General features: G+C 66.2%; 26 protein-coding genes and 1 tRNA gene. 19 read left to right on the top strand and 8 right to left on the bottom strand.

Going from position 1 to position 23,492, the window contains the following annotated elements; translation table 11 throughout:
• The first annotated feature begins 106 nt into the window (after positions 1 to 106).
• Together ACYVB7_RS07690 and ACYVB7_RS07685 are read left to right on the top strand one after the other, a co-directional pair.
• On the top strand, positions 107 to 736 hold the full coding sequence (locus ACYVB7_RS07690; protein WP_460506151.1) for a nucleotide-binding protein: 630 nt from the start codon (positions 107 to 109) through the stop codon (positions 734 to 736).
• Positions 733 to 1,188, top strand: a complete 456-nt coding sequence (locus ACYVB7_RS07685; protein WP_460506149.1) for a MaoC family dehydratase — start codon at positions 733 to 735, stop codon at positions 1,186 to 1,188. The genes ACYVB7_RS07690 and ACYVB7_RS07685 overlap by 4 nt, the downstream gene beginning before the upstream one ends.
• Here the strand turns inward: ACYVB7_RS07685 and trmL are convergent.
• Both trmL and ACYVB7_RS07675 read right to left on the bottom strand, forming a co-directional pair.
• Positions 1,179 to 1,673 carry a tRNA (cytidine(34)-2'-O)-methyltransferase gene (gene trmL / locus ACYVB7_RS07680; protein ID WP_460506148.1) on the bottom strand — a complete coding sequence of 165 codons (495 nt, stop codon included), beginning with the start codon at positions 1,671 to 1,673 and terminating at the stop codon, positions 1,179 to 1,181. The genes ACYVB7_RS07685 and trmL overlap by 10 nt on opposite strands.
• 53 nt (positions 1,674 to 1,726) lie before the next feature.
• Positions 1,727 to 2,500, bottom strand: a complete 774-nt coding sequence (locus tag ACYVB7_RS07675; protein ID WP_460506147.1) for a ComF family protein — start codon at positions 2,498 to 2,500, stop codon at positions 1,727 to 1,729.
• Between the two features lie 74 nt (positions 2,501 to 2,574).
• On the opposite strand from ACYVB7_RS07675, the gene ACYVB7_RS07670 reads away from it, so the two are divergent.
• The 7 genes from ACYVB7_RS07670 (at position 2,575) to ACYVB7_RS07640 (ending at position 8,623) form a co-directional block, all read left to right on the top strand.
• Positions 2,575 to 3,510: a biotin synthase gene (locus tag ACYVB7_RS07670; protein ID WP_460506146.1), complete on the top strand. Its 936-nt coding sequence runs from the start codon at positions 2,575 to 2,577 to the stop codon at positions 3,508 to 3,510.
• A gap of 350 nt (positions 3,511 to 3,860) precedes the next feature.
• The gene (gene coxB / locus ACYVB7_RS07665) at positions 3,861 to 5,054 is read left to right on the top strand and encodes a cytochrome c oxidase subunit II (RefSeq protein ID WP_460506271.1); all 1,194 of its coding nucleotides are present in this window, start codon (positions 3,861 to 3,863) and stop codon (positions 5,052 to 5,054) included.
• Between the two features lie 45 nt (positions 5,055 to 5,099).
• Positions 5,100 to 6,722 carry a cytochrome c oxidase subunit I gene (gene ctaD, locus ACYVB7_RS07660; protein WP_460506145.1) on the top strand — a complete coding sequence of 541 codons (1,623 nt, stop codon included), beginning with the start codon at positions 5,100 to 5,102 and terminating at the stop codon, positions 6,720 to 6,722.
• 29 nt (positions 6,723 to 6,751) lie between these two features.
• Positions 6,752 to 6,865, top strand: coding sequence for a cytochrome oxidase small assembly protein (locus ACYVB7_RS07655; protein ID WP_460506144.1), 114 nt, complete (start codon positions 6,752 to 6,754; stop codon positions 6,863 to 6,865).
• 39 nt (positions 6,866 to 6,904) lie between these two features.
• Positions 6,905 to 7,492: a cytochrome c oxidase assembly protein gene (locus tag ACYVB7_RS07650; RefSeq protein WP_460506270.1), complete on the top strand. Its 588-nt coding sequence runs from the start codon at positions 6,905 to 6,907 to the stop codon at positions 7,490 to 7,492.
• Entirely contained in the window at positions 7,489 to 7,698 is a 210-nt protein-coding gene (locus ACYVB7_RS07645; protein ID WP_460506143.1) for a DUF2970 domain-containing protein, read from the top strand. The genes ACYVB7_RS07650 and ACYVB7_RS07645 overlap by 4 nt, the downstream gene beginning before the upstream one ends.
• A 46-nt stretch (positions 7,699 to 7,744) precedes the next feature.
• The gene (locus ACYVB7_RS07640; RefSeq protein ID WP_460506142.1) at positions 7,745 to 8,623 is read left to right on the top strand and encodes a cytochrome c oxidase subunit 3; all 879 of its coding nucleotides are present in this window, start codon (positions 7,745 to 7,747) and stop codon (positions 8,621 to 8,623) included.
• 89 nt (positions 8,624 to 8,712) lie between these two features.
• Here ACYVB7_RS07640 and ACYVB7_RS07635 read toward each other — a convergent pair whose 3' ends face one another.
• Positions 8,713 to 8,973, bottom strand: coding sequence for a DUF2909 domain-containing protein (locus tag ACYVB7_RS07635; protein WP_460506141.1), 261 nt, complete (start codon positions 8,971 to 8,973; stop codon positions 8,713 to 8,715).
• An 18-nt stretch (positions 8,974 to 8,991) separates the two neighbouring features.
• On the opposite strand from ACYVB7_RS07635, the gene ACYVB7_RS07630 reads away from it, so the two are divergent.
• Genes ACYVB7_RS07630 through ACYVB7_RS07610 form a run of 5 tightly spaced genes read left to right on the top strand, consistent with a single transcriptional unit; the run spans position 8,992 to position 13,133 of the window.
• Positions 8,992 to 9,768 (top strand): SURF1 family protein, encoded by a 777-nt coding sequence (locus ACYVB7_RS07630; protein WP_460506140.1) that lies wholly within the window; start codon positions 8,992 to 8,994, stop codon positions 9,766 to 9,768.
• Complete coding sequence (locus ACYVB7_RS07625) at positions 9,725 to 10,450, top strand: SCO family protein (protein ID WP_460506139.1); 726 nt, start codon at positions 9,725 to 9,727, stop codon at positions 10,448 to 10,450. Before ACYVB7_RS07630 ends, ACYVB7_RS07625 begins: the two co-directional genes overlap by 44 nt.
• Positions 10,447 to 11,583, top strand: coding sequence for a COX15/CtaA family protein (locus ACYVB7_RS07620; RefSeq protein ID WP_460506138.1), 1,137 nt, complete (start codon positions 10,447 to 10,449; stop codon positions 11,581 to 11,583). Before ACYVB7_RS07625 ends, ACYVB7_RS07620 begins: the two co-directional genes overlap by 4 nt.
• Positions 11,580 to 12,500 (top strand): protoheme IX farnesyltransferase, encoded by a 921-nt coding sequence (gene cyoE, locus ACYVB7_RS07615; RefSeq protein ID WP_460506136.1) that lies wholly within the window; start codon positions 11,580 to 11,582, stop codon positions 12,498 to 12,500. Before ACYVB7_RS07620 ends, cyoE begins: the two co-directional genes overlap by 4 nt.
• 21 nt (positions 12,501 to 12,521) lie before the next feature.
• Positions 12,522 to 13,133 carry an SCO family protein gene (locus tag ACYVB7_RS07610; protein WP_460506135.1) on the top strand — a complete coding sequence of 204 codons (612 nt, stop codon included), beginning with the start codon at positions 12,522 to 12,524 and terminating at the stop codon, positions 13,131 to 13,133.
• Positions 13,134 to 13,143: 10 nt separating this feature from the next.
• Here ACYVB7_RS07610 and ACYVB7_RS07605 read toward each other — a convergent pair whose 3' ends face one another.
• Positions 13,144 to 14,139, bottom strand: a complete 996-nt coding sequence (locus tag ACYVB7_RS07605; protein ID WP_460506134.1) for a Bug family tripartite tricarboxylate transporter substrate binding protein — start codon at positions 14,137 to 14,139, stop codon at positions 13,144 to 13,146.
• A complete protein-coding gene (locus ACYVB7_RS07600) occupies positions 14,136 to 15,176 on the bottom strand; it encodes a CDP-6-deoxy-delta-3,4-glucoseen reductase (protein WP_460506133.1) in 1,041 nt (346 codons plus the stop codon). The genes ACYVB7_RS07605 and ACYVB7_RS07600 overlap by 4 nt, the downstream gene beginning before the upstream one ends.
• 55 nt (positions 15,177 to 15,231) lie before the next feature.
• On the opposite strand from ACYVB7_RS07600, the gene ACYVB7_RS07595 reads away from it, so the two are divergent.
• Positions 15,232 to 16,152 carry an SDR family oxidoreductase gene (locus ACYVB7_RS07595; RefSeq protein WP_460506131.1) on the top strand — a complete coding sequence of 307 codons (921 nt, stop codon included), beginning with the start codon at positions 15,232 to 15,234 and terminating at the stop codon, positions 16,150 to 16,152.
• 12 nt (positions 16,153 to 16,164) lie between these two features.
• On the opposite strand, the gene dmeF is transcribed toward ACYVB7_RS07595, so the two are convergent.
• Both dmeF and ACYVB7_RS07585 read right to left on the bottom strand, forming a co-directional pair.
• A complete protein-coding gene (gene dmeF, locus ACYVB7_RS07590; protein ID WP_460506130.1) occupies positions 16,165 to 17,148 on the bottom strand; it encodes a cation diffusion facilitator family transporter in 984 nt (327 codons plus the stop codon).
• A gap of 63 nt (positions 17,149 to 17,211) precedes the next feature.
• A tRNA-Leu gene (locus ACYVB7_RS07585) sits at positions 17,212 to 17,299 on the bottom strand.
• A 63-nt stretch (positions 17,300 to 17,362) separates the two neighbouring features.
• Here ACYVB7_RS07585 and cysM point away from each other — a divergent pair.
• From cysM to ACYVB7_RS07570, 3 genes are read left to right on the top strand one after another with little or no spacing between them, the layout of a single operon-like run.
• Positions 17,363 to 18,283 (top strand): cysteine synthase CysM, encoded by a 921-nt coding sequence (gene cysM, locus ACYVB7_RS07580; RefSeq protein WP_460506129.1) that lies wholly within the window; start codon positions 17,363 to 17,365, stop codon positions 18,281 to 18,283.
• Positions 18,280 to 18,810 (top strand): NUDIX domain-containing protein, encoded by a 531-nt coding sequence (locus ACYVB7_RS07575; RefSeq protein WP_460506128.1) that lies wholly within the window; start codon positions 18,280 to 18,282, stop codon positions 18,808 to 18,810. Before cysM ends, ACYVB7_RS07575 begins: the two co-directional genes overlap by 4 nt.
• Before the next feature lie 40 nt (positions 18,811 to 18,850).
• Positions 18,851 to 19,078, top strand: a complete 228-nt coding sequence (locus ACYVB7_RS07570) for a sulfurtransferase TusA family protein (RefSeq protein ID WP_460506127.1) — start codon at positions 18,851 to 18,853, stop codon at positions 19,076 to 19,078.
• A 55-nt stretch (positions 19,079 to 19,133) separates the two neighbouring features.
• Here ACYVB7_RS07570 and ACYVB7_RS07565 read toward each other — a convergent pair whose 3' ends face one another.
• The gene (locus tag ACYVB7_RS07565; RefSeq protein WP_460506126.1) at positions 19,134 to 22,127 is read right to left on the bottom strand and encodes a valine--tRNA ligase; all 2,994 of its coding nucleotides are present in this window, start codon (positions 22,125 to 22,127) and stop codon (positions 19,134 to 19,136) included.
• Between the two features lie 178 nt (positions 22,128 to 22,305).
• Here ACYVB7_RS07565 and ACYVB7_RS07560 point away from each other — a divergent pair, with 178 nt between their 5' ends.
• Positions 22,306 to 23,439 carry an SMP-30/gluconolactonase/LRE family protein gene (locus tag ACYVB7_RS07560; protein WP_460506125.1) on the top strand — a complete coding sequence of 378 codons (1,134 nt, stop codon included), beginning with the start codon at positions 22,306 to 22,308 and terminating at the stop codon, positions 23,437 to 23,439.
• The last annotated feature ends 53 nt before the right edge of the window (positions 23,440 to 23,492 follow it).

The raw sequence follows: 23,492 nt of genomic DNA, 5'->3' as shown, positions 1-23,492 counted from the left end.
GCGTGGTGTGCAACCGGGTCTGCGGCACCACCTGGGTGACAGCGCCCTGACCCGGGGTGCGGCACTATCATGGTTTCACCACAAACACAGTCCCTGGAGGTGAGCCATGCCCGTAGTTGTTGTCGCCAATCCCAAAGGCGGGGTGGGCAAGTCCACCCTGGCCACCCAGATGGCGGGTTACATGGCCAGCCAGGGGCATGCCGTCATGCTGGGTGACACCGACCGGCAGCAGTCGTCCCGCCTGTGGCTGGGCTTGCGGCCCGAGACGGCGCGGCCCATCAGCACCTGGGAGGTGTCGCCCGACCTCATCGTCAAGCCGCCCAAAGGCACCACCCATGTGGTGCTCGACACCCCCGCCGGGTTGCATGGCTGGCGGCTCAACGACGTGATGCGCATGGCCACCAAGCTGCTGGTGCCCCTGCAGGCCAGTGTGTTTGACATGGACGCCACCAAAGACTTTCTGGACACGCTGGCCGACAAGCGCAAGCTGGGGGAGTTGGATGTGGGCATTGTGGGCATGCGGGTGCAGCCCCGCACCATTGCCGCCGAGCGCTTGCGCGAGTTTGTGGAGAGCCTGGGCCTGCCGGTGCTGGGGTACCTGCGCGACACCCAGAACTACGTGCACCTGGCCGCGGCCGGGCTCACCCTGTTCGATGTGGCCCCGGGGCGGGTGGCGCGTGACCTGGAGCAATGGCAAGGCATTTGTGAGTGGTTGAACCGAGAGGACAAGGCATGAAGGTGTTCGAGCAGCTGACCGACCTGGAACCCCTGGTGGGCACCGAGGTGACGGTGACCGACTGGGTGACGGTGGACCAGAAGGCCATTGACCTGTTTGCGCAGGCCACGGGGGACCACCAGTGGATCCACGTGGACCCGGTGCGGGCGGCGCAAGGGCCGTTTGGCACGCCCATTGCCCACGGGTTTCTGACGCTGTCGCTGTTGCCGCGTTTTCTGGAGGCGGGGTTGGACATTCGCGGGGTGCGCATGGGGGTCAACTACGGCTTGAACAAGGTGCGCTTCATGGCCCCGGTGCCGGTGGACAGCCGCCTGCGGGCGCGGTTGAGTTTGGCGGCTTTCGATCGGCTGGCCGACGGGGCCTGCCAGCTGACGTGGACGGTCAGCATCGAGCGCGAAGGGGCCGAGCGCCCGGTGTGTGTGGCCGAATCGCTGGTGCGCCTTTACGCCTGAGGCATGGCATCCGGGGCGGTGGCCCCGCCAAACCCACATTGCCGCCACGCCTCGAAGGTGGTCACCGCCACCGCGTTGGACAGGTTGAGGCTGCGCTGCCCGGCGCACATGGGCAGCTTGAGCCACTGCCCCTGGGGGATGGCGGCGCGAATGTCGGTGGGCAGGCCGCTGGTTTCCGAGCCGAACACCAGCCAGTCGCCCGGCGCAAATGCGGTGTGGTGCACCCACTGTGTGGCCCGGGTGGTCATGGCGAACAGGCGTGCGGGGTCGGGGCGCTCGGTGGCCAGGAAGGTGGCCCAGTCGGCATGGCGGCGCACCTCGGCGTACTCGTGGTAGTCCAGCCCGGCGCGGCGCATCTGTTTGTCTTCCATCGAAAAACCCAGGGGCTCGATCAGGTGCAGGCGGCAGCCGGTGTTGGCGCACAGGCGGATGACGTTGCCGGTGTTGGGCGGGATTTCGGGGTGGACGAGGACGATGTGAAACATGGCGGGCAGCGGGTGTGCGGGACCGGAGCAGGGGCCCGATGATGCCGCAAGCGTCAATCGTTGGCCTCTGGTGGCGGGGTGCGTGCCAGCACCACCGCGGCAACGTGTGCCACACCCGCGGCCCGCAGGCACCGTGCCGTCTGGTGCAGCGTGGCCCCGGTGGTCATCACATCGTCCACCAGCACCACGCGCTGCCCGCGCAGGGTGGGCTCCGCTTCAGGCGGAATGCCGAAGGCGTGACGCAGGTTGTGCAGCCGCTCGTGTCGGCTCAAACGGTGTTGGGCCGGGGTGTCGGTCAGTTTGAGCAGCAGCTCGGGCCGCGCGCGGCCCTGCACCGGGTGACCCGCCCGCGCCAAGTGGCGTTGCAGGGCTTGGGTCAACACCCAGGCGTGGTGGTAGCCACGCTCGCCCAGGTGTTGGCACGTCATGGGGATGGGCAGCCACAGCGCGCCTTCCCGCAGCGTTTGGCGGATGACCGGCTGCGCCGCCATCACGCGGGCAAACACCGTGGCCCAGGCGGGTTCGTGGTGGTGCTTGAAGCGCTGGATCAGGTGCGCCCACGGGTGGGCATAGTCCACGGCTGCGGCGCAGGCATCCAGCGCCAGGGGCTGGCGGGTGCATGCGGGGCACGGTGCGTTTGCGGACAAGGGCAGGGCGCAACGGGGGCAACGTGTTTGTGGGGCGGCAAACAGGGCCTCGCAGGGGCCGCACAACGCATCGCCCGTGGGTCCCGCGGGCCAGGTGCCACAGACGGCGCAACGCGAGGCCCACAGCCGCCCCCAGCCCGTGGGGGCTGTGGTGTGGGGGGTGTCAACCGGGGTGTCCATGGCCGATGTGGGGCTTCAGCAGGCGCGGGAACCCCATCCTATACTGCCCGCCACCCTGCCTGCTGCCCCCTCCCATGCTCCCTGTTTCACCCCTGTCTCACGACGCTGCTGTGCCCTCCATGGACCCGGTGGCCGCCCAGCGCTGGATGGCGCAACACCCCGCGGTCAGCCCCTGGTTGCACGAGGAGGTGGGGCGGCGCATGGTCGAGCGCCTGGGGTGGATTCGCCAGGTGCCCGCCGCGTGGATGGATTGGCACCCGGCCCTGGGCGGGTGGGCGGCCTGCCATGCGGTGGCCAGGCACTATGAGAATTCCGATGTTTTTTTGCCTTCTGCACTTTCATTGAAAGCGTTTGATGCTACAAAAGTTGATGATTCTGGTGTGGCCGGTTGGTGGAAACGGCTGACCCGCCGGGGTCCCCAGGTGGCGGGGGTGGACACCCGGGTGGACCTGCTGTGGGCCAACATGCTGCTGCACGGCACCGCCCAGCCCCAGGCCATGATGGCCGCCTGGTGGGCGCGTTTGCAAACGCACGGCTGGCTGATGTTCTCCTGCCTGGGGCCGGACAGCCTGCGCGAGCTGTCCGACGTGTACCGCCAGCAGGGCTGGGGGGAGGCTTGCCATGCCTTCACCGACATGCACGACTGGGGCGACATGCTGGTGGCCACCGGGTTTGCCGAGCCGGTGATGGACGTGGAGCGCATGGTGCTCACCTACTCCAGCGCCGAGCGCCTGCTGGCCGATTTGCGGGGGTGGGGGCGCAACCTCAGTGCCCGGCGCCAGCGCATCACGCGGGGGCGGGCATGGCGCCAGCACCTGCTGGACACCCTGGAGCGGGACATGCCCCGCGATGCCGACGGTCGGCTGCAACTGACGTTTGAAGTGATTTACGGCCACGCCCACCGCCCCGAACCCCGCCCCAAGGTGGCGGCACAGACGGCGGTTTCCCTGCAAGACATGCGCCAGATGCTGGGCAGCACGCGCAAACCGTCGGATCCGCGCGACGCCTGAGCCGCGGTGTCGCATCCAATGGCTTGACCTATCGCAAGGTCAGCTCATTTTGGTGCTGAACGGGTCGTTACAATTGACATAAATCAATGACAGTGCCAACGCGTTTTGGCTGGCGGCACTCGGGCTGATGCCCTTCTGCGAAGGGCTTTGAATTCTCCAGGTTGTAGGCCTCTGGGTGGATCTTGTCATTGGGGATTGCGAGCGGTTTCTGGGCTTGGTGGGGGTGGTGCAACCTTGCCTGCTGAAGGGTTTTCCCCCACCAGAAGAGCTGCAAAAGTTTGGTGTAATTCGCATTGATATAAATCAATGCTTATGTTTTGAGGCGACAAAAAGTGAGCAAATCCCAACAGATGAGTTTGTCTGCGCCCCCCGTTCTGCGGGCAGTCGGCGGCCGGTTGGCCCATGCAGCCCTGGCTGCCGGGGTCTGGATGTCCATGGCCGCTCATGCCGCGGTGGTGAACGATTTGCCCGGTGGCCCCGCGGTCAATCAGCTCAACTTTGCGCCGCCAGCCACGCGCATTGCCGAAGAGCAGCACTGGTTGCACTGGTTCATGCTGATCATTTGTTCGGTGATCTTTGTGGCGGTGTTCGGGGTGATGTTCTATTCCATCATCAAGCACCGCAAGTCCGTGGGCCACAAGGCGCAGGAACTGGCCGAGCCCATTTGGGTGGAGCTGGGCTGGACCATCGTGCCCCTGCTCATCGTCATCGGCATGGCGCTGCCCGCCACCAAGGTGCTGGTGGCCCAGAAGGACACCACCAACGCCGACATCACCATCAAGACCACCGGCATGCAGTGGAAGTGGGGGTACGACTACCTCAAGGGTGAAGGGGAGGGCATTGGCTTCATCTCCACGCTGGACAACAGCCACCGCGTCATGTCCGACAGTGGCAAGCCCGCCCCCACCGACAACTACCTGCTGAAGGTGGACAACCCGCTGGTGGTGCCGGTGGGCAAGAAGATCCGCATGATCACCACGGCCAACGATGTGATTCACTCGTGGATGATTCCCGCCTTCGGCGTGAAACAGGATGCCATTCCCGGGTTCGTGCGCGACACCTGGTTCCGCGCCGAAAAGACCGGCGACTTCTACGGGCAGTGCGTTGAGCTGTGTGGCAAGGAACACGCCTACATGCCCATCCACGTCAAGGTGGTCACGGCTGAAGAGTATTCCGCCTGGGTGGCCGACAAGAAGAAGGCCATGGCCGCTGCCGCCGATGATCCGGCCAAGGTCTGGGCCCTGCCCGACCTCGTCAAGCGTGGTGAGGCCGTGTACGCCGCCAACTGCGCTGCTTGCCACCAACCCAACGGCAAGGGCGCTGGCCCCATCAAGCCGCTGGATGGCTCCCCTGTGGTGCTGAATGCCGACAAGGCCAAGCAGATTGCGGTGTTGCTCAATGGCCAGAACAACGGTGCCATGCCTGCCTGGAAGCAGCTGTCCGACACCGAAATTGCCGCCGTGATCACCTACACCAAGAACAGCTGGTCCAACAAGACCGACCAGATCGTGCAGCCCGCCGAAGTGGTGGCTGCCCGCAAGTGATCGTTCGCCTGATTCACCGTTTTTGAGAGTTACCAAGGATCCAACATGAGTGCTGTACTCGGTCATCACGGCGATCACGCCCACGGGCACGACGACCACCACGCGCCCACCGGATGGCGGCGCTGGGTGTTCGCCACCAACCACAAGGACATTGGCACGCTGTACATGCTGTTCAGCTTTGCCATGCTGATGGTGGGGGGCGTGCTGGCCCTGCTGATCCGCGCCGAGCTGTTCCAGCCCGGGTTGCAAGTGGTCAACCCTGAGCTGTTCAACCAGCTCACCACCATGCACGGTCTGATCATGGTGTTCGGGGCCATCATGCCGGCGTTTGTGGGCTTTGCGAACTGGATGATTCCGCTGCAAATCGGCGCGTCCGACATGGCCTTTGCCCGCATGAACAACTTCAGCTTCTGGCTGATGATTCCGGCGGCCATCATGCTGGTGTCGTCGTTCTTCATGCCCGGCGGTGCACCCGCTGCCGGTTGGACGCTGTATGCACCGCTCACCCTGCAAATGGGCCCCTCCATGGACGCTGGCATTTTTGCCATGCACATCCTGGGCGCATCGTCCATCATGGGGTCGATCAACATCATCGTCACCATCCTGAACATGCGCGCACCCGGCATGACGCTGATGAAGATGCCCATGTTCTGCTGGACCTGGCTGATCACCGCCTACCTGCTGATCGCTGTGATGCCCGTGCTGGCCGGTGCCATCACCATGACGCTGACCGACCGCCACCTGGGCACCAGCTTCTTCAACCCCGCCGGGGGTGGTGACCCGGTGATGTACCAGCACATCTTCTGGTTCTTCGGTCACCCCGAGGTGTACATCATGATCCTGCCGGCCTTCGGCATCGTGAGCCAGGTGGTGCCAGCGTTTGCCCGCAAGAAGCTGTTCGGCTACGCCTCCATGGTGTATGCCACCGGCTCCATCGCCATCCTGAGCTTTGTGGTGTGGGCCCACCACATGTTCACCACCGGCATGCCGGTGACCGGCCAGCTGTTCTTCATGTACAGCACCATGCTGATTGCCGTGCCCACGGGCGTGAAGATCTTCAACTGGATCGCCACCATGTGGAAGGGCTCCATGACCTTCGAGACCCCCATGATGTGGGCGGTGGGCTTCATCTTCGTGTTCACCATGGGCGGGTTCACCGGCCTCATGCTGTCCATGGCCCCCATCGACATCAACTTCCAGGACACCTACTACGTGGTGGCCCACTTCCACTACGTGCTGGTGGCCGGCTCGCTGTTTGCCATGTTCTCGGGTGCCTACTACTGGCTGCCCAAGTGGACCGGCGTGATGTACAGCGAAACCCGCGGCAAGATCCACTTCTGGTGGTCGATGATTTCCTTCAACATCACCTTCTTCCCCATGCACTTCCTGGGTCTGGCCGGCATGCCCCGTCGTTACGCCGACTACCCCATGCAGTTTGCCGACTTCAACGCCATTGCCTCCATCGGTGGCTTCGCGTTCGGTTTTGCCCAGGTGTACTTCTTCCTGGCCGTGGTGCTGCCCGCCATGCGTGGCAAGGGTGAAAAGGCCGTTCAAAAACCCTGGGAAGGTGCCGAGGGTCTGGAATGGGAAGTGCCGTCCCCGGCCCCCTTCCACACCTTTGAAACCCCGCCCAAGCTGGATGAGTCCGCCACCCGCATCGTGGCTTGAGTGACCGGACCTTTGCGAGCCTGACCGCCATGACGCCTGAAGAACAAAAGCGCAACAACCTCAAGCTGGGCCTCATCCTGGCTTCGGTGGCCCTGGTGTTTTTCCTGGGCTTCATGGCCAAGTTCGTGTTCCTGGGCAAGTGAACGGACGGCACAGTGGCATTGAAGCTCGACAACTGGCGCATGCTGGGCAAGCTGACGGTGATCACCGTGGGCATGTTCGGGTTTGGCTATGCGCTGGTGCCCATCTACAAGGCCATTTGCGAGGCCACCGGTATCAACGTATTGGCCTTGGCCGAGCGTGAGATTCCGGGTCAGAAAGCCAGCCAGCCGACCAACAGCCAGGTGGACGCCTCGCGCACCATCACGGTTGAATTCGATGCCAATGCCCGCGGGCCCTGGCAGTTCAAGCCCGCGGTGCGTTCGTTGCAAGTCCACCCTGGTGAACTCACCACGGTGATGTACGAGTTCCAGAACGTGCAAAACCGCACCATGGCCGCCCAGGCCATCCCCAGCTATGCGCCGCAGCAGGCGCAGGCGCACTTCAACAAGCTGGAGTGTTTCTGCTTCAACCAGTACACGCTGGCCCCCGGCGAAAAGAAGGAATGGCCTGTGGCGTTTGTCATCGACCCCAAACTGCCCAAGGACGTCAAGACCATCACCTTGTCGTACACCTTCTTTGAAGTGGGCGGCAAGGTTCCGCAGGCACCGTCCACCAACGCTTTGGTGAGCCCCTCCAGCGGCGCCGCCGTTGACAAGGGGGCGGTGTGAGCACCCCTCCCCTGGAGCGCAAGCCCGCGCTGTTCGACACCTTCAAGGCCGTGTTGTGGGCCTTTCTGGGGGTGAGGCGGCGCAGCGATTACGAGAAGGACGTCCAGCGCCTCAACCCCCTGCACCTCATGGCCATGGGCGTGGTGCTGGCGGTGATGTTCGTGGGCGGACTCATCCTGCTGGTCAATTGGGTGGTCAAGACCTGAGCAGCCCCTCAACACATTGAAATTCTGAAAAACAACAGGAGTCAGCATGTCAGCAGCAACACATGGCGCCACGCCGTACTACTTTGTGCCCGGCCCGTCCCGCCACCCGGTGATGGCCGCCTTCGGACTGTTCTTCTTCATCCTGGGGGCCGGTCAGTGGATCAATGGCCACCAGTGGGGTGCCTACTCGCTGGCTTTTGGTTTGACCTGGTGGGCGGTGGTGCTCTTCCAGTGGTTCCGTGACGCCGTGTCCGAGAGCGAAGGTGGCCAGTACGGGCACAAGATCGACCTGTCCTACCGCTGGAGCATGAGCTGGTTCATCTTCTCGGAAGTGATGTTTTTTGGCGCGTTTTTCACCGCCCTGTGGTGGGCGCGTGTGCATGCCGTGCCGCAGTTGGGCAGCATCGACAATGCGTTGATCTGGCCCAACTTCCAGGCCGTGTGGCCCACCGTTGGTGGCGGCACCGCCTCGCCCGCGGGCATTGTGGAGCCCTTCCAGACCATGACGCCGTTCTGGCTGCCCACCATCAACACCGCGCTGCTGCTCACCTCGGGCGTGACGCTGACCATTGCCCACCATGCGCTGCAAGCGGGCAACCGCAGCAAGACCATCGCCTTCATGTGGTTGACCGTGCTGCTGGGCGTGACCTTCCTGTGTGTGCAAGGCTACGAATACGCCCATGCCTGGAGCGAGATGAACCTCAAGCTGTCCTCGGGCATCTACGGTTCCACCTTCTACATGCTGACCGGTTTTCACGGTTTCCACGTGTTTGTCGGCATGCTGATGCTGCTGTTCGTGACCCTGCGCCTGCAAAAAGGCCACTTCACGCCCCAGCGCCACTTCGGTTTTGAAGGGGCTGCCTGGTACTGGCACTTTGTGGACGTGGTGTGGCTGGGCCTGTACGTGCTGGTCTATTGGATGTGACCCATCCCCTGGCCCCGCGCACCTGGGTGTGCGCCGCGGGCCGGGCCACAAAAAAAGCGCCGTGTGGCGCTTTTTTTGTGGCGGTTTGCTCACTGCCCGGCGGGGATGCCGGTGGGGTGGATCCACCCCATCCAGTGGCTGAACAGGATCAAGGCGAACAGCAGAATGGAAAACCCCACTCGAAAGGCCAGTGCCCGCGCCATGCGTCGGCTGCGCTCGGCACTCGCCTCCGCCACCCCTTCAGGGTCCGCGGCATCCTGGGTGGCGTTGGGCCGCCTCAGCATGAACAGCAGCGCCGCAGCCAGGCTGCCCAGGATGGCGACAAAGGCCACAATCACCAGATACGTCATGTGCGGGATTATCGGGTCATGAACATGCAGCGTGAACGCTTGCGACGCCTTCTGGTCGTGGCCGCCGCCGTGGTCGGCGTGGCCGTGACCGCATCGCTGGGCCGCTGGCAGTTGTCACGCGCCGCGCAGAAGGAGCAGATCCAGGCCGACATCGTGGCCCGTCAGGCCCTGCCGCCGCTGTCGCCCCCGCAATGGCAGGCCGAGTTGGCCTCGCATGCCGCCGGGGCGGACGCCGCCGCCTGGGCCAGCATTCACCATCGCCAGGTGTCGGTGCAAGGCCAGTGGGTGCCCGAGGCCACCGTGTACCTCGACAACCGCCCGCTGGACGGGCGTGCGGGTTTCATCGTGGTCACGCCGTTCCGCTTGGAGCCCGATGGGCGTGTATTGCCCATTCAGCGGGGCTGGCTGCCGCGCGATGCCACCGACCGCACGCGGGTGCCCGAGCTGCCCACGCCCACGGGGCGGGTGACGGTGCTGGGGCGGCTGGCCCCACCCCCGTCCCGGATGTACGAGCTGGGGGCCGAGCAGGCCGGGCGCATCCGGCAGAATCTGGACCTGCCCCGGCTGAGCGCCGAGCTCAAGGCCCAGGTGCTGCCCCTGTCACTCATGCAGTCACCCGAATCCGGCGGGGCCGACGGCGCAGACCCCGACGGCCTCACCCGGTCTTGGCCCATCACCTTCCCGGACGTGCACAAGCACCACGGCTATGCCTTGCAATGGTTTGGCCTGTCCACCCTGATTGTTGTGTTGTATGTCTGGTTCCAAATCATCCTCCCCCGCCGCCGCGCCCGCTGATTCCCAGGCCGCTTCCCGCGACCAGCCACTGGGCCTCACGGTGCACAGCCTGCCCAGCCTGGACGCCCAGACGCTGGACGAGGTGGCGCGCACCCGCTCGTCGCGCATCAAGCTGCTGTTGCTGTTTCTGGTGGCGGCCTCTCCGGTCATTGCCTCGTACTTCACCTACTACGTCATTCGCCCTGAAGGTCGGCGCAATTACGGCGAGTTGATCCAACCCCAGCGCCCCCTGCCCGAACTCCAAGGGGTGGGCCTGGGCGGTCAGCCCGTGGTCCTGCAAAGCCTGCGCCACCAGTGGCTGCTGGTGACGGTGGCCGACAGCGCCTGCGACACCCGTTGTGAAAAGAACCTCTACCTCAGCCGCCAGTTGCGTGAAAGCCTGGGCAAGGACAAGGACCGGCTCGACTGGGTGTGGCTGCGCACCGGCAGCACCGAGCCGACCCCGGCGCTGAAGGCCGCATTGGCCACCGCCCAGGTGGTGCAGCTGGATGAAGCGGCCCTGGCCCAGTGGCTGGAGCCTGCCCCCGGCCACGCGCTGGCCGACCACCTCTACCTGGTCGACCCCTTGGGCAATTGGATGATGCGTTTCCCCGCCGAGGTGGACCCGGCCAAAGCGCGGCGCGACCTGGAGCGGCTGTTGCGGGCCTCCAGCTCGTGGGACCAGCCTGGGCGTCCTTCATGACCCCCACGGACCTCTACAACCTCAGCCCGCTGGGCCAGTTGCTGGTGCTGGGCGCACTGGTGGCCGTGCCGCCGCTGGCCTGGGTGCTGTGGAAAAGCCGTGGCCAGCACACGGCCGGGCGTTTGCACACGCTGACGGTGGTCACCCTGTTCCTCACCTTCGACCTGGTGCTGTTCGGAGCCTTCACCCGGCTGACGGATTCCGGCCTGGGCTGCCCCGACTGGCCGGGCTGCTACGGCCACGCCAGCCCGGTGGGCGCGTCGGCCCACATCGAGCAGGCGCAGGCCGCCATGCCCACCGGCCCGGTGACGGCGGGCAAGGCCTGGGTGGAAATGGTGCACCGCTACCTGGCCAGCGGCGTGGGGGCCTTGATCCTCATCCTGGCGGGCTGGACCTGGTGGGCCCGTCGCCAAGTCCAGCTGTCGCCCTGGTGGCCCACAGCCACCCTGGTCTGGGTGTGCCTGCAAGGCGCGTTCGGTGCCCTGACCGTGACCATGAAGCTGTTTCCCGCCATCGTCACCCTGCACCTGCTGGGTGGTTTGGTGCTGCTGTGGCTGCTGCGTCGGCAGGCGCTGGGGTATGCCGCCCACGCACCGACATCGGGGGGGCAAGGGCTGCCCGCCAGGGTGGCGTGGCTGTGGCGTGGCGTGTTTGCGCTGGTGTGGCTGCAAGTGGCGCTGGGCGGCTGGGTCAGCACCAACTACGCGGTGATGGCGTGCTCCGACTTTCCCACTTGCCAAGGCCAGTGGTGGCCTGACATGTCCTTTCTCCACGGCTTTGAGTTGTGGCGTGCCCTGGGCCAGACCGGCGCTGGCGAGGCCTTGCCATTCAACGCCCTGACCGCCATCCACTACACCCACCGCCTGGCCGCCTATGCGGTGCTGACCGGGGTGTTGGGCTTGGCGTGGTCGTTGTGGGGTGTGCCGGGGCAGCAGCGCACGGCCCGTTGGCTGGCGGTGCTGGCCGCGTGGCAGTTGCTCACCGGTTTGTCCAACGTGCTGTTGGGCTGGCCTTTGCTGGGTGCGGTGGCGCACACCGGCGGGGCGGCGGCGCTCATCCTGGTGTTGACCGGGGTGGGCCGCACGGCCTGTGATTCTGTGGATGGTTCTGTTTCTCAAGGTGCGCGCGCATGAGTTCTGCGTCTCCCCCGTCTTCCGCTCCGGTGTCTGCGCCCATGGGCTCCACCTGGCGACAGTTTTATGCGCTGACCAAACCGCGGGTGGTGCAGCTCATCGTGTTCTGCGCCCTCATCGGCATGGTGCTGGCCGTGCCGGGCCTGCCCAGCTGGGGGCAGGTGGCGCAAGGGGCGCTGGCCTGCCTGGGCATCTGGCTGGTGGCCGGGGCCGCCGCGGCCTTCAACTGCGTGGTGGAACAAGGCATCGACGCCAAGATGAAACGCACCGCCTGGCGGCCCACCGCCAAGGGCGAGCTGACCAACACCCAGACCCTGGGCTTCTCCGCCGCGCTGTGCGCTGCGGGCTCGGCGTTGCTGTACCTGGCAGTCAACCCGCTCACCATGTGGTTGACCTTTGCCACCTTCGTGGGGTATGCCGTCATCTACACCGTGGTGCTCAAGCCGCTGACGCCGCAGAACATCGTCATCGGCGGGGCCTCGGGGGCCATGCCCCCGGTGCTGGGCTGGGCCGCCATGACGGGTGATGTGGGGCCGGAGGCGGCCATCCTGTTCCTCATCATTTTCCTGTGGACGCCGCCGCACTTCTGGGCGCTGGCGCTGTACCGGGTGGAAGACTATCGCAAGTCCGGCCTGCCCATGCTGCCGGTCACGCACGGGTCGGAATTCACCCGGCTGCAAATCCTGCTGTACACCTTCATTTTGCTGGCGGCTTGCCTCATGCCCTTCGTCTACGGCATGAGCGGCTGGCTGTACCTGGTGGTGGCGCTGGGGCTGTCGGTGGGGTTTTGTGTCTATGCCTGGCGGCTGTGGCGCGACTATTCCGATGCCCTGGCCCGCAAGACCTTCCGCTTTTCGCTCATCCACCTGTCGGTGCTGTTTGCCGCCTTGTTGCTGGACCACTACCTGCTGGGTTGAACGCCCCTTTGAAAGCCTGCCATGGAACGCCGCCGATTCATCGAATTGATAGCTAAAACTTCAGTATTGACAAGCGGTGGAGCCCTATTTTCTGCTTGCTCTGACGCCAAGCCCACCTTTGCGGGCATCGACCTCACCGGGGCCGACTACGCCAAGGGCTTTCAGCTGCCCGACCAAAACGGCCAGGTGCGCACGCTGGCGGACTTTGCGGGCATGGCCGTGGTGGTGTTCTTCGGTTACACCCAGTGCCCGGACGTGTGCCCCACCTCGCTGACCGAACTGGCCGAGGCCAAGCGCCTGCTGGGCCCCGACGGCGAGCGCCTGCAAGGCCTGTTTGTGAGCGTGGACCCCGAGCGCGACACGCCCGAGCTGATGAAGGCCTACATGGCCAGCTTCGACCCCAGCTTCCTGGCCCTGCTGGCCGACCCGGCCACCCTCAAAGCACTGGCGGCGGACTTCAAGGTCTATTACAAGAAGGTGGACGGCAAGACACCCACCAGCTACACCATGGACCACTCGGCCGGCAGCTACGTCTACGACCCCAAAGGCCGCTTGCGCGTGTACCACCGCTACGGCAGCGGCGCTGCGGCGCTGGCGGCAGACCTCAAGATCCTGCTGGCGGAAAAAGGCTGAGGCCTTCCGTTCAATCCACCCGCGCCCCGCTGCTTTTCACCACCGGCTCGTACTTGGCGCGTTCCTTGACCATGAAGTCGCCGAACTGCTCGGGCGTGCTGGGCACGGGTTCGGCCATGAGGGTGGCAAACCGGGCCTTCACGTCGGGCTGGTTGAGGGCGTCGGTGTAGGCCTTGTGGAGCTTGGCCACCACGTCCTTGGGGGTGCCCGCGGGGGCCACCAGGCCCCACCAGGTGTCCACGGCAAAGCCGGGGTAGGTTTCGGCCACGCTGGGCACGTCGGGCAGGGCGGGGCTGCGTTGCAGGGTGGTCACGGCCAGCGCCTTGAGCTTGCCCGACTTGATGTTGGCCGCGGCGGTGGCCAGGTTGTCGAAGTTGAAATCCACCTGTCCGCTCAGCAGCGCCAGTTGGGCCGGGTTGCCGCCGTTGTAGGGGATGTGCAGGGCAAAGATGTCGGCTTGCTTCTTGAACAACTCCCCGGCCAGGTGCCCCGCGCTGCCGTTGCCGCCCGAGCCGTAGTTCAGCTTGGCGGGGTTGGCCTTGGCGTAGGCCACCAGGTCGGCCAGCGTGCGGATGTGCAGGCGTTGCGCGGTGTCGGTGTTCATCACCAGCACGTTGGGCACTCGCACCAGCTGGGTGATGGGGGTGAAGTCCTTGCCCGCGTCGTAGGGCATCTTGCCGAACAGCCAGGGGTTGATGGCGTGGGTGGCCACGGCGGCCAGGCCCACGGTGTGGCCGTCCGGGGCGGCCTTGGCCACCAGGTCGGCCCCGATGTTGCCGCCCGCACCGGGCTTGTTCTCGATGATGACCGTGCCCAGGCTGTCCTTGACCTTGTCGGCCAGGATGCGCGAGGTGATGTCCAGCGGACCACCCGCCCCGTAAGGCACGATGAAGCGGATCACCTTGCCTTGGGTTTGGGCTGTGGCGGGGGAGAAAGCGGTGGACAGCGCCAGGCTGGACAGGGCCAACAGGCTCAAGAGCCCGTGCTGGGCAGTGCGGCGTTTCATCGGGGGGCTCCTGTGTCGGCGGCCGAGGTGAACGAGTCGGCAAAGAAGGACTCTTCCGGCAGGCGGCATTGCGCCACGAAGTCGGCACGGGCCGAATTCACCACCACCGGGGCTCCGCAAGCGTACACCTGATGGCCGCTGAGGTCAGGCCAGTCATGCATGACCGCGTGGTGGACGAAGCCGGTGCGGCCGGTCCAGCCGTCTTCGGGCAGGGCGTCGGACACCACGGGCACGTAGCTCAGGTGTGGCATGGCGGAGGCCTGTTCGCGCATCCACGCGTCCATGTAGAGGTCGGCGGGGCGGCGTCCGCCCCAGTACACGGTGACGGGGCGGGTGCTGCCCAGGTGCTGCAGCCGTTCGATCAGCGCCTTGATGGGGGCAAAGCCCGTGCCCGAGGCGAGGAACACCAGGGGCAGGGCGCTGTCTTCGCGCAGGTAGAAGCTGCCGTAGGGGCCTTCAATGCGCTGGATGTCCTTTTCCTTCAGGGTGCTGAACACCACGTCGGTGAACTTGCCACCGGGCATGTGGCGCAGGTGCAGCTCGAGGTGCGCGGGCGAGCCCTGGTTGTGCGGGGCATTGGCCATGGAGTAGCTGCGGCGGTCGCCGTCGCGCAGCAGGAAGTCGATGTACTGGCCCGCGTGGTACTGGAAGGGCTCGGCGGCGGGCAGTTGCAGGCGCAGCTTCATCACGTCGGGCGACAGGCGCTCCAGGGTGCTGACGCGCACGGGCATTTTCTTGACGGGGAAGGCCCCTTCCTCGGTCACCTGGCGCGACTCCAGCACCACGTCGGTCTGGGCGGTGGCGCGGCAGGTCAGCACCAGGCCGGCGGCTTCTTCCTCGGGGGTGAGTGCCTTGGCCTGGAAGGTGGCGTGGGTCACCGTGCCGCTGATCTTTTTGCATTTGCACGAACCGCAGGCACCGTCCTTGCAGCCGTAGGGCAGGCCCACGCCCTGTCGGATGGCGGCGGTCAGCAGGGTTTCGTCGGGGGTGGCCTGGAACTGTCGGCCGCTGGGTTGGACACTGATGGTGAATGTCATACTGGCACGCAAGCTGAAAAACGGAAATTGTCTCGCAAGTCAGGACATCAACAACATGGCAGGCATGGGTGCGCTGCCCGCACGCTTTCGGCGTGAGCGGGTGCTGGTGGTGGGGTGTGGTGACGTGGGGCTGCGCGTGGCGCGTGCCCTGCGCGGCAAGGTGCGGCTGATGGCGCTCACCTCGTCGCCCGAGCGGGCCCCCGCGTTGCGGCAGGCCGGGTGCCAACCGCTGGTGGGCAACCTGGACCGGCCTGACACGCTGGCCCGCCTGGCGGGCGTGGCCACCCGGGTGCTGCACCTGGCCCCGCCGCCCACCGAGGTTCGCCGGGTCTGGCAGACCGACCCGCGCACCCAGGCTCTGACCCGGGCCTTGGTTCGCCGTCAGCGTCCTGCAGTGTTGGTGTACGGCTCCACCAGCGGTGTGTACGGCGACTGTGGCGGCGAGTGGGTGCACGAGCATCGCCCGCTCCAGCCCCACACGCCGCGGGGGCAGCGGCGGGTGCACGCCGAGCGCACCGTGCGTGCCTGGTCCCGGCAAACGGGCGTGCCCGCGGTGGTGCTGCGCATTCCGGGCATCTACGCCCCCGACCGCGAAGGCGGCACCCCCCGCGAGCGCCTGCTGCGCGGCACACCGGTGCTGCAGGCCCCCGACGACGTGTACACCAACCACATCCATGCCGACGACCTGGCCCGTGCCTGCCAACTGGCGCTGTGGCGAGGAGGGCGCTGGCGCGCCATCAACGTCTGTGACGACAGCGAACTGAAGATGGGCGACTACTTCGACCTGGCCGCCGACCTCTACGGCCTGCCCCGCCCGCCCCGGGTGTCCCGGTCCGAGGCCCAGGCCGTCCTGCCGGTGTCGCTGCTGAGTTTCATGAGCGAGTCGCGGCGGCTGGACAACACCCGCATGAAGACCGAATTGGGCCTGGTGTTGCGGTATGCCACCCCGGCGGAGGGTTTGCAGAGTCGGCGCTGAGCCGAAGGCGACTCAGTGGGTGTGCGCCCCGGTGGTGCACTGGTGAATTTCAATGGTCGTGTGGACGATTTCCTCGTGCACCGACAGCCAGTCGCGCACCTGCCTCGGGGTCAGCGCCGCATCGTGGGTGACCAGGCTCAGGGCGCAGGCGTAGGTGGCCTTGCCCACCCGCCACACGTGCAGGTCGGCGATCACGGTGTCACCGGCTGAACCTTGTTCGGCAATGACCTCGCGGATTTCGTCCACCACCGGGTGGTCCATTTCGCGGTCCAGCAGCACCTTGCCGGTATCGGTCAGCAGGCCCTTCGCCCACACGGCCACCAGCACCGCGCCCACCAGGCCCATCAGCGGGTCAAGCCACGACCAGCCCAGCCACCAGCCGCCCAGAAGCGCCGCCAAAGCGGCAACGGAGGTGGCCGCATCGGCGATGACGTGCAGGTAAGCGGATTTCAGGTTGAGGTCGTGGTGGTGGTCGTGCGGGTGCCCGTGTTCAGGGTGATGCCCATGCCCGTGTCCATGGTCATGCCCGTGGCCGTGGTGGTGGGCCTGCCCCAGGATGGCGGCGCAGACCAGGTTGACCACCAGTCCCAGCACCCCCACGGCCAGGGCCTCGGGGTAATGGATGGCCTGGGGTTGGAGCAGGCGTTCGACCGAGCCGAACACCATCAGCGCGGCCACCCCCAACAGCACGATGGCGCTGGCAAAGCCGCCCAGCACTTCGATTTTCCAGGTGCCGAATGCAAACCGCGTGTCCTGGGCGTGTTGGCGGGCGGCAGCGTAGGCGTAGGTGCTCAGGCCAATGGCCACGGCGTGGCTGCTCATGTGCCAGCCGTCGGCCAGCAAGGCCATGGAGTTGTAGTACCACCCCGCAGCGATTTCCACCCCCATGGTGAGCAGGGTGATCCACATCACCAGCCGCGTGCCTTTTTCGGCGGCGGCGTTGCCGGTGTCAAAGGTGTGGGCGTGCTGCCATTCGGTCAGGTTGTGGGTGTGCATGGACGGTCACCTGGACAAACAACAAAAAAGCCCGGATGGCGAAAACCATGCGGGCCTTGTCAGTGGTGCCGGGGGTCGGACTCGAACCGACACGGTGTTTAGCACCGGCAGATTTTGAATCTGCTGCGTCTACCAATTTCGCCACTCCGGCAGCGGGGAAGCCCTGGATTATGGCACAGTGTTTGGCACCGTTTGAAAACCAAGCCACGTTCACATGACCTCTCCTGCCCATCCCGTGTACCCCACCATCGAAGATGTGATTGGCCACACCCCCCTGGTGGCCCTGCGCCGCATCGGTGCCGAGGTGTGTGCGGCCAACCGCAACGTCATCCTGGGCAAGCTGGAGGGCAACAACCCGGCGGGCTCGGTCAAGGACCGGCCTGCGCTGTCCATGATCCGTCGGGCCGAGGAGCGGGGCGAGATTCGCCCGGGTGACACCCTCATCGAAGCCACCTCGGGCAACACCGGCATTGCGCTGGCCATGGCCGCGGCCATCAAGGGCTACCGCATGATCCTCATCATGCCGGAGGACCTGAGCATCGAGCGCGCCCAGACCATGAAGGCGTTTGGGGCTGAACTCATCCTCACCCCCAAGAGCGGTGGCATGGAATACGCCCGTGACCTGGCCGACCAGATGGTGGCCCAGGGCAAGGGCCGGGTGCTGGACCAGTTTGCCAACGCCGACAACCCGCGGGTGCATTTCGAGACCACCGGCCCCGAAATCTGGCAGCAGACCCATGGGCGGGTGACCCACTTCGTGAGCGCCATGGGCACCACGGGCACCATCACCGGCGTGTCCCGTTTCTTGAAGCAGCAAAACGCAGCGGTGCGTGTCATTGGCGCACAGCCCAGCGAAGGCTCGCGCATCCCGGGCATTCGCAAGTGGCCGCAGGAATACCTGCCCAAGATTTACGACCCCAGCGGGGTGGACGAGCTGGCCCTGGTGAGTCAATCCGATGCCGAGGACATGTGCCGCCGTCTGGCGCGGGAAGAGGGCATTTTTGCGGGCATTTCCGCCGCCGGGGCCTGTCAGGTGGCCTTGAACCTGGCCCGCACGGTGCAGGACGCCACCATCGTCTTCATCGTGTGCGACCGGGGTGACCGCTACCTGTCCACCGGCGTGTTCCCCGCATGACCTCGCCCGCCTACCGTTACTGTCCACAGTGCGCCACGGGCCTGGCCACGGTGGAGGCGCTGGAAGACGGTGGCCTGAAGTCCCGTTTGCGCTGCCCGGCCTGCGGGTGGACCCACTGGAACAACCCCACGCCAGTGCTGGCGGCCATTGTCCAGTTGCCCGATGGCCGGGTGCTGCTGGCGCGCAATGCCGCGTGGACGCACCGCATGTTCGCACTCATCACCGGCTTCATGGAGGCGGGTGAAACCCCCGAAGAAGGCATTGCCCGTGAGGTGAACGAGGAAACCGGGCTGACCGTGGATGCCCTGCAACTCATCGGTGTGCACGAATTCCTGCGCATGAACCAGGTCATCATCACCTACCACGCCCGCTGCCATGGCGAGGTGCGGCTGTCGCCCGAGCTGGCCGAGTACAAGCTGTTTGCCCCCCAGGACATCCGCTGCTGGCGTGCCGGGACGGGCTTGGCGCTGGCCCAATGGCTGCGCAGCCAGGGGTTGGAGCCGTCGTTCATGGACATCCCGACCTGAGCCGCCCCTCCTACAATCGCTGCCCACAACGAGGACACACATGAACGCCGACAAAGAACTCGACGCCCGGGGACTGAACTGCCCGCTGCCCATCCTGCGGGCCAAAAAAGCGTTGGCCGAGCTGGAGAGTGGCCAGACCTTGAAGATCGTGGCCACCGATGCAGGCTCGGTGCGGGACTTTCAAGCCTTTGCCCGCCAGACGGGCAATGAAATGCTGCACCAGGAAACCGTCAACGGCGAACACATCACGGTGTTGCGCCGCCGCTGACCTCCGCTGACGACTGCCGCTGACCACTCCCTCAGCGGCCAGCGGGGCGCGAGCGTCAGGCGCCCAGGCGGGTCAGCTGGTCTTTCACCTTGGCCAGCATGGCCGTGAAGTCGGCCACCCGTTTCTTCTCTTGCTCGATCACGGCGGGCGGGGCCTTGGCCACAAAGGCCTCGTTGCCCAGCTTGCCATTGGCCTTGCCGATCTCGGTTTCCAGGCGCGTGGCTTCCTTGGCCAGGCGGGCCTTTTCGGCGGCCACGTCCACTTCCATGAACAGGCACAGGCGTGCCTCGCCGACCACGGCCACGGGCGCGGACTGCGCGGCGGCGGCCCAGGCGGCCTCGTCGGCAAACACCTTCACCTCGCTCAGCTTGGCCAGGGCCTGCAGCACCGGGGCGGTGGCGGTCATGAAGGCGGTGTCACCCACCACGAACAGCGGCAGGCGGGTGGCGGGGGACACGTTCATTTCGCCGCGCAGGTTGCGGCAGGCGTCCACCACCGACTTCAGCTTGGCCACATGGGCCTCGGCGGCGGTGTCGATGCGCTCGGGCTGGCTGACGGGGTAGGCGGCCACGCTGACCGAGTCGCCTGCGCGTCCGGCCACGGGGGCCACCTTCTGCCACAGCTCTTCGGTGATGAAGGGGATGATGGGGTGGGCCAGGCGCAGGATGGTTTCCAGCGTGCGGATCAGCGTGCGGCGGGTGCCGCGCTGGGTTTCGGCGTTGCCGGTCTGGATCTGCACCTTGGCAATTTCCAGGTACCAGTCGCAGAACTCGTTCCACACAAAGTCGTAGATGGCGTTGGCCACGTTGTCCAGCCGGTATTCGGCAAAGCCCTTGGCCACTTCGGCCTCCACGCGCTGCAGGGCGGAGACGATCCAGCGGTCGGGCTGGCTGAACGCCAGGTAGCCGCCGCCGGGCACGCAGGCGTCGGTAGCGTGGTCGCTCAATCCGCAGTCCTGGCCTTCGCAGTTCATCAGCACGAAGCGGGTGGCGTTCCACAGCTTGTTGCAGAAGTTGCGGTAGCCCTCGCAGCGCTTGCTGTCGAAGTTGATGCTGCGGCCCAGGCTGGCCAGGGCGGCAAACGTGAAGCGCAGGGCATCGGCGCCATAGGCGGGGATGCCGTCGGGGAATTCCTTTTCGGTCTGCTTGCGCACCTTGGGCGCGGTTTCGGGCTTGCGCAGGCCGGTGGTGCGCTTGTCCAGCAGCGGGCCCAAGGCAATGCCGTCGATCAGGTCCACGGGGTCGAGCACGTTGCCTTCGGACTTGCTCATCTTCTGGCCCTGGGCGTCGCGCACCAGGCCGTGGATGTAGACGTGTTTGAACGGCACCTTGCCGGTGAAGTGGGTGGTCATCATGATCATCCGGGCCACCCAGAAGAAGATGATGTCGTAGCCCGTCACCAGCACGCTGCTGGGCAGGTACAGGTCGAGATCAGACAGTGCTGAACCGGCGTCCAACCCGCCGCCGGGCCGCCCCAAGGCGGGTTGCGCCCCCTCGGGGGGCAGCGCAGGCGCATCAGCGCCAAGCGTGGGGGCCTCGGTTCTCAGGCTGGAGAAGGGCACCAGGGCGCTGGAGTACCAGGTGTCCAGCACGTCTTCGTCGCGGGTCAGCGGGCCGGTGTATCCGGCTTTTTGGGCCTTGTCGCTTGCTGCTTCTGCGCTGGTTGCTACAAAAACTTCACCATTGCTGCCGTACCAGGCGGGGATCTGGTGGCCCCACCACAGCTGGCGGCTGATGCACCAGTCCTGGATGTTGTTCATCCACTGGTTGTAGGTGTTGACCCAGTTCTCGGGCACAAAACTCACCTGGCCGCTCTGCACGGCGTCGATGGCTTTTTGCGCAATGCTCTTGCCGGTGGCGTCGCCTGCGCCCACCTTGTTCATGGCCACAAACCACTGGTCGGTCAGCATGGGCTCCACCACCTGGCCGGTGCGGGCGCAGATGGGCAGCATGAGCTTGTGGGGCTTGATCTCCACCAGCAGGCCCTGGGCTTCCAGGTCGGCCAGCACGGCCTTGCGGGCGTCGAAGCGGTCCTGCCCCTGGTAGGCCGCGGGCGCCTGGTCGTTGACCTTGGCGTCCAGCGTGAAGATGGTGATCATGGGCAGGTTGTGCCGCAGGCCCACCTGGTAGTCGTTGAAGTCGTGCGCCGGGGTGACCTTCACCACGCCGGTGCCGAATTCCTTGTCCACATGGGCGTCGGCAATCACCGGGATCAGGCGGCCGGTGAGCGGCAGGCGCACCTGCTGGCCCACCATGTGGCGGTAGCGCTCGTCCTCGGGGTGCACCATCACGGCGGTGTCGCCCAGCATGGTTTCGGGGCGGGTGGTGGCCACCACCACGGTGTCGGACCCATCGGCCAGCGGGTAGCGGATGTGCCACAGCTTGCCCTCGGCCTCGGTGCTTTCCACTTCCAGGTCGGACACCGCGCTTTTCAGCACCGGGTCCCAGTTGACCAGGCGCTTGCCGCGGTAGATCAGGCCCTGCTCGTACAGCTTCACGAAGGTGTCGGTCACCACGGCGCTGAGCTTGTCGTCCATGGTGAAGTACTCGCGGCTCCAGTCCACGCTGTCGCCCATGCGGCGCATCTGGGTGGTGATGGTGTTGCCGCTCTGCTCTTTCCACTCCCACACCTTGGAGACGAAGTTCTTGCGGGCTTCGGCGGGGGTGGGGCCCATGTCGTGGCGGCTCTTGCCCTGGCCTTGCAGCTGGCGTTCCACCACGATCTGGGTGGCAATGCCCGCGTGGTCGGTGCCGGGAATCCAGGCGGTGTTGAACCCGGCCATGCGGTGGTAGCGGGTCAGGCTGTCCATGATGGTCTGGTTGAACGCATGGCCCATGTGCAGCGTGCCGGTCACGTTGGGCGGGGGCAGCTGGATGCAGAAGTTGCGGCCCGCCGCAGCGGCGTCGGCATTGGCCTGGCCCGTGCCGCGAAAGCCCGCGACGCCGTAGCCGCGGCGTTCCCATTCGGGGCCCCAATGGGCTTCGAGGGCGGCAGGTTCAAACGATTTGGACAGGCTGTTCAAGCCCGGCTGGGCAACGGTGTCGGACATGGTGATGGGGTCAAGCTGGGGCCACCGCACCTTGCGCCCCGCCAGCAGCGGGTGGTCGGCGGGAGAAGGGGGGCAGCCTCGGAGGCACACAAAAGAGCCGTTGATTTTACGGGGCGGCACAATCGTCCGCTGGCGTGCCCCCGTTGGGCAGCCGCATCGACAGAAAGGGAGAAACACCATGTGGCTTCGTGCAAGTTTGGCCGTGTTGACGGCTGTGGGGGTGACGGCGGCCTACCTGCTGACCTGGCCCGTGCGCATCCAGGCCGTGGCCTGGACCGCACCCGTGGCCCCGGGCTACCAGGGGGCGCACGCCGCCAACACCCGGTTGCAGGGGCTGCAGCACCTGTCGCTGGGCGACGAGGTGGGGCCTGAGCACGTGGTGGCCGCCCCCGAAGGCGGGGTGTACACCACGGTGGCCAGCGGCAAGCTGCTGTGGCTGTCGGCCGACGGACAGCAGCGCCGGGTGGTGGCTGACACCCAGGGCCGGGTGCTGGGCTTCGACCTGGACCGCCAGGGCCAGCTGATTGCCGCCGACGCCCTGCGCGGTCTGCTGCGTGTTTCCCCCCAAGGTGGCGTGACGCTGCTGGTGGACGCGGTGGACGGCGACCCCATCCGGTACGCCAACTCGGTGGTGGTCACCCGGCAGGCGCAACAGCCGGAGCGTTTCTACTTTTCAGACGCCTCGGCCCGGTTTGCGCCCCGCGAATGGGGTGGCACCTTCGAGGCCAGCGTGCTCGACATCCTGGAGCAATCGGCCACCGGACGGGTGCTGGTGCACGACCCCGCCACCGGGCGCACCGAGGTGGTGGCCCGCGGCCTGTCGTTTGCCAATGGCGTGGCGCTGTCGGCGGACGAGTCCACGCTGTACGTGGCCGAGACCGGGCGCTACCGGGTGTGGGCCATCCCGGCATCGGCCCGCGGGCTGGACCTCAGCCAGGGCCCCAGCGGCGGTGCCCAGGTGCTGCTGGACAACCTGCCAGGCTACCCCGACAACCTGATGCGCGGCCTGGACGGGCGCATCTGGATGGGCTTTGCCAAGCCCCGCAACCCGGTGATCGACGGCATGGCCACCAAGCCCTGGCTGCGCGAGCTGACGCTGCGCCTGCCCCGGGCGTGGTGGCCCATTCCCAAGGCTTACGGGCATGTGGTGGCGTTCAACGAGCAAGGGCAGGTGGTGGCCGACCTGCAAGACCCGGCGGGCAATTACCCCGAAACCACGGCCATCACCGAAACCCCCGACCGGCTTTACGTGCAAAGCCTGCACGCCCACACCCTGGGTTGGTTGCCCCGGACGGTGCTGGCTGCGCCCTGAGGGGCGCGCCCCCAGCGGTGCGGGTGGGGATGGGGATGGGGATGGGGATGGGG

This window comes from Hydrogenophaga soli (genome assembly GCF_054777695.1).
The sequence above is the reverse complement of the archived record's forward strand: the minus strand, read 5'-3'. Positions and strand labels throughout refer to the sequence as shown.